The sequence below is a fragment of the Altererythrobacter litoralis genome, from assembly GCF_036324225.1.
Taxonomy (GTDB): domain Bacteria; phylum Pseudomonadota; class Alphaproteobacteria; order Sphingomonadales; family Sphingomonadaceae; genus Erythrobacter; species Erythrobacter litoralis_A.
This window is the reverse complement of the sequence record NZ_JAZDQV010000003.1, coordinates 17,501-29,954: the sequence shown is the minus strand read 5'-3', so window position 1 is coordinate 29,954 and position 12,454 is coordinate 17,501. Positions and strand designations below refer to the sequence as shown.

The 12,454-nt window shown below is 62.8% G+C and carries 12 protein-coding genes (1 of these 12 only partly in view); 9 read left to right on the top strand and 3 right to left on the bottom strand.

The window, feature by feature from the left end:
* Position 1: 1 nt before the first annotated feature.
* The 4 genes from VRS74_RS03760 to ssb are packed head-to-tail and all read left to right on the top strand — an operon-like array spanning position 2 to position 3,371.
* Positions 2-679: a COQ9 family protein gene (locus tag VRS74_RS03760; RefSeq protein ID WP_354143908.1), complete on the top strand. Its 678-nt coding sequence runs from the start codon at positions 2-4 to the stop codon at positions 677-679.
* A gap of 51 nt (positions 680-730) precedes the next feature.
* Entirely contained in the window at positions 731-970 is a 240-nt protein-coding gene (locus VRS74_RS03755; RefSeq protein WP_354143907.1) for a FeoA family protein, read from the top strand.
* Between the two features lie 8 nt (positions 971-978).
* Positions 979-2,835 (top strand): ferrous iron transporter B, encoded by a 1,857-nt coding sequence (gene feoB / locus VRS74_RS03750; protein ID WP_354143906.1) that lies wholly within the window; start codon positions 979-981, stop codon positions 2,833-2,835.
* A 14-nt stretch (positions 2,836-2,849) separates the two neighbouring features.
* Entirely contained in the window at positions 2,850-3,371 is a 522-nt protein-coding gene (gene ssb / locus VRS74_RS03745) for a single-stranded DNA-binding protein (RefSeq protein WP_354143905.1), read from the top strand.
* A 261-nt stretch (positions 3,372-3,632) separates the two neighbouring features.
* Here ssb and VRS74_RS03740 read toward each other — a convergent pair whose 3' ends face one another.
* Together VRS74_RS03740 and VRS74_RS03735 are read right to left on the bottom strand one after the other, a co-directional pair.
* On the bottom strand, positions 3,633-4,166 hold the full coding sequence (locus tag VRS74_RS03740) for a YceD family protein (protein WP_354143904.1): 534 nt from the start codon (positions 4,164-4,166) through the stop codon (positions 3,633-3,635).
* Positions 4,163-4,693, bottom strand: coding sequence for a ubiquinol-cytochrome C chaperone family protein (locus VRS74_RS03735; protein ID WP_354143903.1), 531 nt, complete (start codon positions 4,691-4,693; stop codon positions 4,163-4,165). Before VRS74_RS03735 ends, VRS74_RS03740 begins: the two co-directional genes overlap by 4 nt.
* Positions 4,694-4,870: 177 nt before the next feature.
* Here VRS74_RS03735 and VRS74_RS03730 point away from each other — a divergent pair, with 177 nt between their 5' ends.
* From VRS74_RS03730 to VRS74_RS03710, 5 genes are all read left to right on the top strand, one after another.
* Positions 4,871-5,329, top strand: coding sequence for an outer membrane protein assembly factor BamE (locus tag VRS74_RS03730; RefSeq protein WP_354143902.1), 459 nt, complete (start codon positions 4,871-4,873; stop codon positions 5,327-5,329).
* A gap of 57 nt (positions 5,330-5,386) precedes the next feature.
* Positions 5,387-5,947 carry an ATP-dependent protease subunit HslV gene (gene hslV, locus VRS74_RS03725; RefSeq protein WP_354143901.1) on the top strand — a complete coding sequence of 187 codons (561 nt, stop codon included), beginning with the start codon at positions 5,387-5,389 and terminating at the stop codon, positions 5,945-5,947.
* A gap of 14 nt (positions 5,948-5,961) precedes the next feature.
* Positions 5,962-7,263, top strand: a complete 1,302-nt coding sequence (gene hslU / locus VRS74_RS03720; RefSeq protein ID WP_354143900.1) for an ATP-dependent protease ATPase subunit HslU — start codon at positions 5,962-5,964, stop codon at positions 7,261-7,263.
* Positions 7,263-7,670 carry an ACT domain-containing protein gene (locus VRS74_RS03715; RefSeq protein WP_354143899.1) on the top strand — a complete coding sequence of 136 codons (408 nt, stop codon included), beginning with the start codon at positions 7,263-7,265 and terminating at the stop codon, positions 7,668-7,670. Before hslU ends, VRS74_RS03715 begins: the two co-directional genes overlap by 1 nt.
* Before the next feature lie 154 nt (positions 7,671-7,824).
* A complete protein-coding gene (locus VRS74_RS03710; protein WP_354143898.1) occupies positions 7,825-10,674 on the top strand; it encodes a M16 family metallopeptidase in 2,850 nt (949 codons plus the stop codon).
* Between the two features lie 12 nt (positions 10,675-10,686).
* Here VRS74_RS03710 and VRS74_RS03705 read toward each other — a convergent pair whose 3' ends face one another.
* Positions 10,687-12,454, bottom strand: partial view of an ABCB family ABC transporter ATP-binding protein/permease gene (locus tag VRS74_RS03705; RefSeq protein WP_354144140.1) — the 3' portion only. The gene runs 50 nt beyond the window's last position; only the last 1,768 of its 1,818 coding nucleotides appear in the window; its start codon lies beyond the right edge, outside the window — the gene reads right to left on this strand; its stop codon occupies positions 10,687-10,689.

Below are 12,454 nucleotides of genomic sequence, written 5' to 3'. Positions count from 1 at the left end.
CATGAGCCAGGCTGCCAAAGTGACCGATCCGGCCGAGATGACGCTCGACGAGCTGCGGCTTGCGCTCGCGCCCGAAATCGCCGCCGCGGCAATCTTTGACGGGTGGAGCGATGCGGCGCTGCTGCATGCCGCCGAACTGGCAGGGGTTGATAGCGATGTCGCGCGGCTCGCCTTTCCGGGCGGCGCGATGGACATGATCGAAGCGTGGATCGACACGATCGATGTGGCTATGGCCGAAGCGCTTCCCTCATCGAAGCTGGCCGAAATGAAGATACGCGAGCGGATTCGTTCGCTGGTCCAGTTCCGGCTTGATGCGGTTGCTGGGCTTGAAGAGGCATTGCGTCGCTCGCTGGCGGTGATGGCGCAGCCGCAGAACGCCGCCAGCGCGCTCAAGACCGGCTGGCGCAGCGCGGACCAGATGTGGCGGCTCGCCGGCGATACCGCCACCGATTACAATCATTATACCAAGCGGGCGATCCTCGCTTCGATTTACGCCGCGACGCTAGCGGTGTTCGTTGACGACGAGAGCGAGGGCAAGCAGGCGACCCGCGACTTCCTAGATCGCCGGATCGAAGGCGTAATGCGCTTCGAGAAGGCCAAGGCGCGCTTCACCAGCGGAGAGCGGGACTATTTCAGCGTCACGCGCTTTCTTGGCCGCCTGCGCTACCCCTCTCGTTGACGCAATTGAGAATCGGTTGCAATTAGCTGCGCTCTCTGGCAGCGCGACAACATGACTCTCGATCAACTTCCGCGCGGAGCCAGCGCCACAATCGCGTCGGTCGACTGGGATGCGATGGCACCTGAAGAAGCGCTGCGCCTGCGCGCGCTGGGCGTGGACGACGGGGCCGAAATCACCATTGCGCATCGCGGTGTGTTCGGCGGACGCGATCCGATTGCGGTTACGCTGGGCCGCATGACCATTGCGCTGCGCCGCGTTCACGCCGCCGCGATGCAAGTGGCAAAGGCATAGGTTCGAAGATGGGTCCAATTCGCACCATTGCGCTGGTCGGCAATCCTAATGCCGGGAAAAGCGCGCTGTTCAACGCTCTCACGGGCGCGCGCCAGAAGATCGCCAACTATCCGGGCGTCACGGTCGAGCGCAAGGCGGGGCGGCTGCAACTGCAATCGGGCGAACCGGTCGAACTGATCGACCTGCCCGGCAGCTATAGCTTGGCGGATACCACCAGCCCCGATGAGGAAGTGACCCGCAAGGTGGTGCTGGGCGAATTCGAGGGCGAGGCGCGGCCCGATGTGATCGTGGTGGTGCTCGATGCCGCCAATCTCGAACAGCACCTGGTGTTCGCGCAGGAAGTGATCGCGCTGGGGCGGCCGACCGTGGTCGCACTCAACATGGTCGATCTTGCCGAGCGTGACGGGCTCGTGCTCGATCCGGAAGCTCTGGGCCATGCGCTGGGTGTGCCGGTTGTGCCGACCGTGGCTGTGCGGCGTCGCGGTCTTGTCGAACTCGCAGCCGCTCTGGGCGAAGCGCGGGTCGACGATCCCGGCCATGCGGACGAGCGCCGCATCGGTCATCTTACCCTGCCGGAGCGAAGGCTGGCAGCGCAGAACATCGCCAAGGCTGCGATCCTGTCGGAAAGCGATTCATACCGGCTCAACAGCGGGCTCGATCGCGTGCTTCTCAACCCCTGGCTGGGGCCCTTGATCCTGTTTGCACTGCTGTTTGTGATCTTCCAGGCGGTGTTTGCATGGGCAACCCCTTTCGCAGACGCGCTCGATGGCGGTGCGGGCGCGCTGTCCGACTTGGCACGGGCGAGCATGCCTGAAGGTATCGTGCGCGATTTCATTATCGAGGGCGTGATCGCTGGTGTCGGCTCAGTGGTGGTGTTCCTGCCGCAGATCGTGATCCTGTTCTTCTTCATCCTGGTGATGGAAGCCTCAGGCTATATGGCGCGCGCGGCCTTCTTGATGGACCGGCTGATGGCGGGCGTTGGCCTGTCCGGGCGCAGCTTCATCCCGCTGCTGTCGAGCTTTGCTTGCGCCATTCCCGGGATCATGGCGACGCGCAGCATCGCCGACCCGAAGGACCGGTTGACGACGATACTGGTGGCGCCGCTGATGACCTGCTCGGCTCGGCTGCCGGTCTACCTTGTAATCATCGGGGCAGTGATCCCGAACACCCGCGTTGCGCCCTTGATCGGGCTGCAGGGGCTCGTGCTTTTCGGTCTTTACGTCGCGGGAATCGTTGGGGCAATGGTTGCTGCGCTGCTGCTGCGGCGTACTGTGACCAGGGGCAAGGCGAGCGGTTTCATTATGGAACTGCCGCGCTACCAGTGGCCAATCCTGAAGGATCTGATGATCGGTCTGTGGCAGCGCGCCTGGGTGTTCCTGCGCCGCGCTGGCACGATCATCTTTGCTGCGACTATAGTGCTGTGGCTGCTGCTGACTTTCCCGCGTGCAGGGGAAGGCGAAAGCCAGGTCGACGCGTCCTTCGCAGGCCAGATTGCGGGCGCGATGCATCCGGCGTTCGAACCGATCGGCTTCAATCGCGAGATGACGCTGGCACTGGTTCCCGCCATGGCGGCGCGCGAAGTCGCCGTGTCTTCGCTGGCGACGACCTATGCGGTCGATTCGGAAGACGAGAACCGCACACTCGAGGCGCTGCGTGGCAAGATCGCCGATCTGTGGGGCCTCCCGACAGCCTTGGCGTTCCTCGCTTGGTTCGTATTCGCGCCGCAGTGCATCTCCACCATCGCGGTCGCCCGGCGCGAGACGAATGGGTGGAAATGGCCCGCCTTCATGGTTGGGTATTTGTTCGCGCTCGCCTACATCTTCGCAGGAATCACTTATTGGGGCGCGATAGCCCTGGGACTGTAGCGAAGGAAAATTGAATGGCCGGGTCACTCAACAAGGTAATGCTCATCGGTAACCTGGGGGCCGATCCGGAAATCCGCAGTTTCCAGAACGGCGGCAAGGTTGCGAACCTGCGCATTGCGACCAGCGAGACCTGGAAGGATCGCAACACCGGCGAACGCCAGGAACGGACCGAGTGGCACAACGTCGCCATTTTCTCGGAAGGCCTGGTCGGCGTGGTCGAACGCTACCTCAAGAAGGGCAGCAAGGTTTACATCGAGGGCCAGTTGCAGACCCGCAAGTGGCAGGACCAGTCGGGGCAGGATCGATATACGACCGAAGTGGTGATCCGCGGCATGAACGGAACGCTCACCATGCTTGACGGCGCCAGCGGCGGCGGCGGGCAGGGCGGTGGCTTCGGTGGAGGCCAGCGTTCGGGCGATGCTTACGGCGGCGGCGGCAGCCAGGGCGGCGGCTGGGAGCAGGGTGGTGGCAGCTCGGGCGGCCAGTCGAGCGGCGGTTCGAACTATGACGACCTCGATGACGATATCCCGTTCTGAGGGCGGCCGATAAGCGAGTTTTTCGCTCAACTACGGATAATTGCGTATTCCGAATCCGGCCCGGCGGCGGTTATCCGATAGCCGTCGGTCACAGAGTAAACGTCGTTTTGAACCAATGCTCACGCAACGGTTTTGGTCCGAGGTTTACCTAGAAGTGACAGACCGGGCTTGCGGTGTTTCCCAAGACATTGTGCTGAGGTGCAACGGACCGGGGAAACGCCGCAAGTTTCCTTTTGGGGCCGATGTCACGGCTTCTCTTCCCTAATCGCCTTTCAATGCTTTCAAGGCTTCGGCCAGCGGTCCCGACGGTGCGTCGTCACTGATGATGCCGGCCTTTTTGCGTGCGGCATCGGCATTGGGCCCTTCCGCATAGGGATCGATCGCGAGCCCCAGCGACTGGGCCACGGCCTCGCCAAGATCGAAGCTCTCCCCTGCAAATTCGATCTCGTCCCGCTCGTCGCCGCTGAGTTCGATCTCGATCTCCTCATCTTCCGAGAGAGCTGGATCGATCCGCCCTTCTTCGACGAAACGCAGCGCAAGCGGCTCCTCTATCGCAGTCTCGTATTCCTCGCCCGAGATTGCGCAAGCCTGCACGATTCGCGCGGTGAGCGTGCCCTTAGCGAGCACTGCCTTTGCTTCGCGGTCTAGTTCGACCTCCGCGCGCAGCGAAAGGATGTTGGGCAGGCCGAATCGGCGGGCCAGCGCAGTCCGCTCTGCTTCGGTTGCTTCGATCACGATCGCATCGGCGGGCAGGTAGCGGGCCTTGATCGGCCTCGAAACTTCGCTCGCGCTCATGCCGTGGTTTCCCCGAATGCGATGTCTCCTGCGACCAGCGCATCACCCTCGATCGTTGCCAGAAGATCGTGCAGTGCCTGGAGCTTCGATGCAACGCAGGCAGCTGACCCGCCTTCCGCGAAGCTGACATTGCGCTCTATCGCGGCTTTGAGCTTGTCCGCATCGGCACCGGCGAGCGCCGGGCGATAGGCTCCCAGCCTGCCGCCAAGCACGCTCATCAGCCGGCCCATGTGCTTGCCCACGACCACGTCATTGATACCGAATTCGCGCAACTGCCCGTCCATGTCCTCGACGAAGAACTCGCATAGCAGCGCGCTTTCGGCATGCTTGCCAGTGGCCTCGAGCCGAACCGCGACCGCGCTCAGCACCGCGGTGATCATGTCGAACCGGCCATCGACTTCGTCTGCCACCCGGCATTCGGCATACCAGGCAGGATCGCGCGCGATCGCGACGACCTTGTGCCACAGCGGGCGGACCTGTTCGCGCGGGTCGGTGGCTGTGCCGAAAAGCCAGGAAAGAAAAGACATGTCTTGCAGCTCCGTGGCGGCGTTCAGCCGCAATTCAATTCACTATGCCCAGTGGCAGCGATACGCGGCGTTGCATGCCGCGCGCCATCGCCCTAAGGCACGTGGCCGACATATAGGAAGGGTTGCGGTGCGGGCAATGCGCCAGAGACCCGGAAGCCAAGAAGGTTATCGTTTCGGATGTACAGAGCGAACGCGTTCAAGATCGGACTGGTTGCGGCAATGGGGATCGGCCTTGCCGGTTGTTCATCGATCCGCGAATCGCGCGGCTATGTGGTCGATGCGATGCTGGTCGATGCAGTCCAGCCAGGGCTCGACAACCAGCGCTCGGTCGAGATGACGTTGGGGCGGCCCAGCTTCACCAGCGATTATGGCCAGCCTACCTGGTATTATGTGTCCAGCGTGACCGCGCGTCGCCCATTCGAAGGGACGCGGATCGCTTCGCATTCGGTTCTGGCGGTAAAATTCGACACTGCGGGCAATGTGGTTTCCGCTGATCGCAGCGGGATCGATCGGGTGGTCCGTCTCAGCCCCGATGGCGACAAGACGCCCACTCTGGGCCGCGAACGCGGCTTCCTGGAAGACCTGTTCGGCAATATCGGCCAGGTCGGCGCACCGGGCGCAGGCGCGGGGCAATAAGCGCGCTTTTCGCGCAGCTTGCTTGACCGCCACTTCCGGCTCCCCATATGCCGGAGCATGGACACGGATAAGACAAGCCACGGCCTCGTCCAGTGGCACGGCACCACCATCGTTGGCGTGAAGCGCGGTGACGTCACCGTTATCGCAGGCGATGGACAAGTCTCGATGGGTAACACTGTGATGAAGCCCAACGCACGCAAGGTGCGTCGCATCGGCGAGGGAGGCAAGGTAATCGCCGGTTTCGCCGGCGCCACCGCTGATGCATTCACCCTGTTCGAACGGCTTGAAAAGAAGCTCGAGCAATATTCGGGGCAGTTGCTGCGCTCTGCGGTGGAACTCGCCAAGGACTGGCGCACCGACAAATACCTGCGCAATCTCGAAGCACTGTTGATCGTCGCCGACAAGGACACGTTGCTGGTGCTGACCGGCAATGGCGATGTGCTTGAGCCTGAAGGCGGGATAACCGCGATCGGGTCGGGCGGAAACTATGCGCTCGCCGCCGCGCGCGCTGTGGCCGACTATGAAGAGGACGCCGAAGTGATCGCGCGCAAGGCCATGCAGGTCGCAGCCGACATCTGCGTATTCACCAACGGCAATGTGACCGTCGAGAAGATCTGAGATTGCCACTAAACATGACTGAAGCACTCACCCCCAAGGCGATCGTCGCCGCTCTCGATGAGCACATCATCGGCCAGAAAGACGCAAAGCGCGCGGTTGCCGTTGCATTACGCAATCGCTGGCGACGCCAGCGGCTCGGCCCCGAGCTGCGCGACGAAGTGACTCCCAAGAACATCCTGATGATCGGCCCGACGGGCTGCGGCAAGACCGAGATCAGCCGCCGCCTGGCCAAGCTGGCCGAAGCGCCATTCGTGAAAGTCGAAGCGACCAAGTTCACTGAGGTGGGCTATGTCGGACGCGATGTCGAACAGATCGCGCGCGACCTCGTCGAAGAAGCGATCCGGCTCGAGAAAGAGCGCCGCCGCGAAGCGGTGCGCGAGGCCGCGAGCAAGGCGGCGATGGACCGACTGCTCAACGCGCTGGTGGGCGAAAGCGCGTCCGAAGCGACACGCGAAGCGTTCCGCCAGCGGATCGTCGAGAATGCGATGAACGAGACGGAAGTCGAGATCGACGTCGCTGAAGCGCCGCAGATGCCGTTCGACATGGGCGGAATGGGCGGCAATGTCGGGATGATCGACCTGTCGGAATTGTTCGGCAAGGCGATAGGGCGTAAGCCGACCAAGCGGCGCAAGCTCAAGGTGCCCGACGCCTGGGACAAGCTGGTCGACGAAGAGGCCGAAAAAAGAATGGACCAGGACGATGTCGCACGTGTCGCATTGCAGAATGCCGAGACCAACGGGATCGTATTCCTTGACGAGATCGACAAGATCGCAGTTTCCGATGTGCGCGGTGGCAGTGTCAGCCGCGAAGGCGTGCAACGTGACCTGCTGCCGCTGATCGAAGGGACCACTGTCAGCACCAAATACGGCCCGATGAAGACCGACCACGTGCTCTTCATCGCTTCGGGCGCATTCCACATCGCCAAGCCTTCGGACATGCTGCCTGAGCTACAGGGTCGCTTGCCGATCCGGGTTGAGCTGCGCGCGCTGACCGAAGAGGACTTCGTGCGAATCCTGAAGGAAACGCGGGCAAACCTGGTCGAGCAGTACAAGGCTCTGCTGGGCACCGAGAAGGTCACGCTCGATATAACCGACGATGCCATCTCCGAAGTTGCGCGGATCGCTGCTCAGGTCAACGAGAGCGTCGAGAATATTGGCGCGCGGCGCCTGCAGACGGTGATGGAACGACTGCTTGAAGATATCAGCTTCGAAGCCGAGGAGCATAGCGGCGAGCGCGTGACGATCGACGCCGAATATGTCCGCGATCGGCTGGCCGACCTCGCCGGCAACAGCGACCTCTCGAAGTATATCCTCTGATGGCGGGAGGAACTGTTTCGGGCCGGGAAGACATGCTGGCGCAGATGGCGCCGCGGCTCGATCCGGTCCGTTACTGCTTCATGGTCGTTACCCCTTCCACCGCGCCACTGGCGTTGGGCGCGGCGATCGGCACGTTCCGGGAAGACGAAGGCGTGACCGCGATCGTTCCCGAGGATGTCGCGGACGAACTGGGCGAGGAAGGCCCGGCCTTCGCGCGGATCACGCTGATGGTGCATTCCTCGCTGGAAGGATTCGGCCTCACCGCCGCGGTGGCAAGCACGCTGGCGGAGCATGGCATCGCCTGCAATATGATCGCTGCCTATCACCATGACCACGCCTTCGTTCCTGCCGCCGAAGCCGAGCGAGCGCTTGCCTTGTTGAGCGACCTGTCCGCGTCCTACCGTTAGTTGGCGGCGGCTTCGGGATAGCGAGCGACCGCGCTACGTCCTGCGTCGATGAGTATCGGCCGTTCGCAGGAAGCAATGCTTCTTGTGGTTGATCCGGAACCGCTGAAGGCGGCAAGCCGTTGGAGTGGCAATTTAGTTAAACGGGGACAGTTTCATGATCGTGAAGGGATTGCTTTCGGGCGTGGCTATGGCCGCGATTGCGCTGGCCGGGCCGGCGCTGGCGGATGACCATGGAGAGGGCGCCGCTACCACTCTGAGCGCACCGAAGATCGAGTATACCCGTTGGGTGCTCGGCAATGGGCTGCAGGTCATCGCAATTCCCGACAATTCGACCGCCAATGTCACCACGTCGCTGTGGTACGAGGTGGGCGCAAAGCACGATCCCGAAGGCCGTTCGGGCTTCTCGCATCTGTTCGAGCATATCCTCAGCCGCCAGACGGTGAACATGCCTTACAACATGATCAACAAGCTGACCGAGGATGTCGGCGGGGTGCGCAACGCGTCCAACTGGGTCGATCGCACCAATTACTACGAGACCGTTCCGGCCAAGTATCTGGAGACAATGCTGTGGACCCATCGCGAGCGCATGGCCTTCCCGGTGGTCGATAGCCTTGTGTTCGAACGCGAACGTTCGGTTGTGAAGGAGGAACTGCGCCAGCGCGTGCTCGCGCCTCCCTATGGTCGGCTGCAGCGCTTTGTTACGGCGGAAAACGCCTTCGACGTCCTGCCGATGCGTAGGCCGGGGATCGGCAGCATCGAAGATCTGGATTCGGCCACGCTCGACGATGCTCGCGCCTTCCATCAAGCTTACTATGGGCCGGACACGGCGACCTTGATCGTTGCAGGCAATTTCGAGCTCGAAAACCTGCGCGCGCTCGTCGATCGCTATTTCGCCGATATCCCGCGCCGGGCCAATCCGGTGAGCCTGGAGATCGAGGGAGAGGAGCCGGTGCGGACCGTTCCCCGCACGGTCAATGCGACTGCGCCCAACGTTCCGCTTCCCGTCGTGGGCAGCCTGTGGAAGGCGCCGGCGGTTACCCACCCTGATGCGGCCGCGATCGAAGTATTGGGTGCCATCCTCTCGCGCGGCGACAACAGCCGCATGCACGAAGCGCTGGTGCGCAGCGGCATGGCGGTCAACGCGTCGCATGGCGAACAGATGTCCGAAGACGGCGGCTTCATCAGTTCATCCGTAGTGCTCAGCCCTACTGCGTCGCTCACCGATGCGCAGGCAGCTCTCGACCGCGTTATCGACCGGGTCCGCAGCGAACCTGTAAGCGAGGCCGAACTGCGCGAAGCCAAGAACGAGATTTTCGCTTCCGCCCTGTCGTCGCGCCAGACCGCGCAAGGCCGCGCCTTTGAACTGGGCGAGGCGCTGGTCTCGACCGGCGATCCCGATGCGGCGGACAAAAGGCTTGCGGCAATCGCCGCAGTGACGGTGGCTGACGTGCAGCGCGTAGCGCAAACATGGCTGCGGCCCGAAGGCAAGGTGACGATCACCTACACGTCCGGGAAGGATGATCCCTCCACCTATGCCAACCCCGCACCGATGCCCACTTTCTCCAGCGTCCCTCCCCCAAGCGGCGAACCGCTGGCCGTGCGACCCGAGGGCGAACGCGATGCTCCGCCGCCGCCAACCGCGGCGCCTAAGGTGGAGCGTGCACAATTCGTAGAGTCGACGCTGGCAAACGGCATCCCTCTGGTGAGCGCGCAAACGAGCAATGTTCCGATCGCGACAATCACACTGGTGTTTCCTGGCGGCAGCGCGACCGATCCCGCTGGAAAGGCCGGGCTGGCGGATATGGCAGCCACGGTTGCGGACAAGGGTACCGCCACTCGCAGTGCGACGGAGATCGCCGCCACGCTTGAATCGCTCGGTGCCCGCCTCGGCTTCAGTTCCAGCGAGGATGGCAGCTTTGTCAGCCTGACTGCGCCGACGGCAAATCTGAAGCAGGCCGGGGCGGTGCTGGTCGACATCTTGCAGAACGCGAGCTTTCCCGATGAGGAGTTCGAACGCGAACGCAAGCGCGTGCTCGATGGACTTTCCGCTACGCTGAAGAACCCCGGCGCGCTGGCCGATCTGGTCGCGGCCAGAGTGATGTATGCCGACGCTCCATATGGCCGCGTTGCAAATCCTGCGAGCATTCCAGCCATTACGCGCGACGACCTGGTCGCCCATCGGGAAGCCTATTGGCATCCCGGCACGGCACGGATCGTTGTCAGCGGAGGGCTTTCGGCGGAAGACGCCAAGTCGCTTGCCGATAGTCTTTTTGGAAGCTGGACCTCGAGCCGGCCCTTGCCGGTTGCGATTGCCGATCCGGCCGGCGCCGCTCCGGCGCCGCGTACCGTAGTGATCGACATGCCCGACGCGGGCCAGGCCGCAGTGGTAGCGGGGGTTCGCGCCCTTTCGCGCAACAATCCCGACTTCTACAAAATGTGGCTGGCCAACACGGTGCTCGGATCGGGCAGCAATGGCCGGTTGTTCGAGGAAGTTCGAACCAAACGCGCGCTGAGCTATGGCGCATACAGTGCGCTCGGCACACGCGCCGATGACGCCACGCTGACCGCACAGGCGCAAACCAAGAATGAAACCGCCGATGAAGTGGCGGCCGTGTTCTTCGAACAGTTTGCACGACTGGGCGCGGAATCGCTCGATGAAGACACGTTGCAGAAGCGCCGGTTGTTCCTTGGCGGAGCGCTCGCGCGAAGCCTTGAAACCAGCAATGGCTTCAACGGCCAGGTCGCAAGCCTGCTGCTCCGCGGACTGGCTCCGCAAGAGGCATTTGGTGTGGCTGAGCGGCTGGCGCAGGTCAGCCCGGCGGATGTTGCGCAGATGGCGCAGGCCTACCTTGCGCCCGACAATGCCTCGCTCGTGATCGTGGGCGATGCGCAATACTTCATCGATGACCTCAAGGCGCTGCGCGGCGATGTGGAAGTCGTTCCCTTCGACCAGCTCGACCTCGCGAGTGTGGACCTGCACAAGGCAGCAAGCGACGGGGAGTAATCTCGCAGCCGGTTATTCGGCCGCATCGGCCTCTTGCTCGCGTTCGGCCGCCTGGCGCGTCCACATCTCGGCATAGAGGCCGCCCCGCGCCAGCAACTCGCTGTGTCGTCCGGCCTCGGCCAGCTTGCCCTGGTCGAGCACGAGGATCCGGTCTGCATCGGCGATGGTGGACAGCCGGTGCGCAATCGCGATGGTGGTGCGGTTTCGCGATACGCGCCGCAGGGTTGCGAGAATGTCCTGCTCGGTTCTCGAATCGAGCGCGCTGGTTGCTTCGTCGAGCAGCAGGATCGGCGGGTTCTTGACCAGCGTTCGCGCAATCGCGACGCGTTGCTTTTCGCCCCCTGAAAGCTTGAGGCCGCGCTCGCCCACTTCGGTCTCGAAGCCCTGCGGCAATTGCTCGATGAATGGCAGGATCGCCGCATCCCGCGCCGCATTGATTGCGTCCGCCTCGGTCGCTGCGCTGCTGCCATAAGCGATATTGTAGCCGATCGTGTCGTTGAACAGCACGCTGTCCTGGGGGACGATGCCGATCGCTGCGCGCAGGCTCTCTTGCGTCACTCCGGCAATGTCCTGTCCGTCGATCAGGATGCGGCCTGCTTGCGGGTCGTAGAAACGGAACAGCAGCCTCGCGATGGTGCTTTTGCCTGCCCCGGAAGGGCCGACGATCGCGACATGCGAACCGGCGGCAACTTCGAAGCTCAGGCCTTTCAGGATCGTGCGATCGGATTCGTAGCCGAACACCACATGGTCGAAGGTGATATGCGGGCGGTGCACCACCAGCGCAGGGGCGTCCGGCCGATCTTTCACCTCGACTGCGGTGTCCATCAATTTGAACATCGCGCCCATGTCGACGAGGCCTTGCCGGATCGAACGGTAGACAAAGCCGAGCATGTCGAGTGGGCGGAAGAGCTGGATAAGATAGGTGTTGACCAGGACCAGGTCGCCGACTGTCAGCATGCCTTTGCTCCAGCCCCACACCGTATAGGCCATCGCGCCCGCCATCAGGATATTCGTTATGAGCGACTGGCTGATGTTAAGGAGGCCGAGCGAATTCTCGGACTTGATTGCTGCCTCGGCATAGGCGCCGGCGGCCTGGCTATACCGGGCCTGCTCGCGCGCTTCGGCGCCGAAGTATTTCACAGTCTCGTAATTGAGCAGCGAATCGACGGCTCGGTGCAGCGCCTTGCCGTCGAGATCGTTCATCTCGCGCCTCAACTGAGTGCGCCATTCGGTGATCCAGCGCGTCACCGCAATATATACGACGACTGTGGCCCCGGTCGCAGCGACCAGTTCCCAACCGAAATTGATATAGAAGATCACGCCCACTGCGACCAATTCGATTGCGGTGGGCGCGATGTTGAACAGCAGGAAGAACAGCATCGTGTCGATGCTCTTGGTCCCGCGTTCGATGACCTTGGTGACTTCGCCGGTGCGGCGCGAAAGATGGAAGCGCAGCGACAGGCTGTGCAACCTGCGGAACACATCCTGTGCAAGATGCAGCGTGGCTTGCTGGCCCACTCGCTCGAAGGCGATGTTCCTCAGATTGTCGAACGCGACGCCAGTGAAGCGGCCCAGTCCATAGGCCAGCACCAGTGCAAGCGCGACCATCGGGCCGCCATTGGCAGGGGTCGCCATCGCGTCGACCGCGTATTTATATGCGAAAGGCAGGGCGAGAGTGACGGCCTTCGCTGCGAGCACGAAAGCCATCGCCGCGACTATGCGACGCCTCAGCGAAGGGGCGTCGCGTGGCCACAGATACGGCAGGAAGCGCCGCATCGTT

What these genes read in the sequence shown, in the direction of transcription:
- ssb (WP_354143905.1), top strand. Translation starts at nt 2,850, where the DNA reads ATGGCCGGGTCACTCAACAAGGTAATGCTCATCGGTAACCTGGGGGCC.
- VRS74_RS03715 (WP_354143899.1), top strand. Translation starts at nt 7,263, where the DNA reads ATGGCGGGAGGAACTGTTTCGGGCCGGGAAGACATGCTGGCGCAGATG.
- VRS74_RS03760 (WP_354143908.1), top strand. Translation starts at nt 2, where the DNA reads ATGAGCCAGGCTGCCAAAGTGACCGATCCGGCCGAGATGACGCTCGAC.
- hslV (WP_354143901.1), top strand. Translation starts at nt 5,387, where the DNA reads ATGGACACGGATAAGACAAGCCACGGCCTCGTCCAGTGGCACGGCACC.
- VRS74_RS03710 (WP_354143898.1), top strand. Translation starts at nt 7,825, where the DNA reads ATGATCGTGAAGGGATTGCTTTCGGGCGTGGCTATGGCCGCGATTGCG.
- VRS74_RS03740 (WP_354143904.1), bottom strand. Translation starts at nt 4,166, where the DNA reads ATGAGCGCGAGCGAAGTTTCGAGGCCGATCAAGGCCCGCTACCTGCCC.
- feoB (WP_354143906.1), top strand. Translation starts at nt 979, where the DNA reads ATGGGTCCAATTCGCACCATTGCGCTGGTCGGCAATCCTAATGCCGGG.
- VRS74_RS03730 (WP_354143902.1), top strand. Translation starts at nt 4,871, where the DNA reads ATGTACAGAGCGAACGCGTTCAAGATCGGACTGGTTGCGGCAATGGGG.
- VRS74_RS03755 (WP_354143907.1), top strand. Translation starts at nt 731, where the DNA reads ATGACTCTCGATCAACTTCCGCGCGGAGCCAGCGCCACAATCGCGTCG.
- VRS74_RS03735 (WP_354143903.1), bottom strand. Translation starts at nt 4,693, where the DNA reads ATGTCTTTTCTTTCCTGGCTTTTCGGCACAGCCACCGACCCGCGCGAA.
- hslU (WP_354143900.1), top strand. Translation starts at nt 5,962, where the DNA reads ATGACTGAAGCACTCACCCCCAAGGCGATCGTCGCCGCTCTCGATGAG.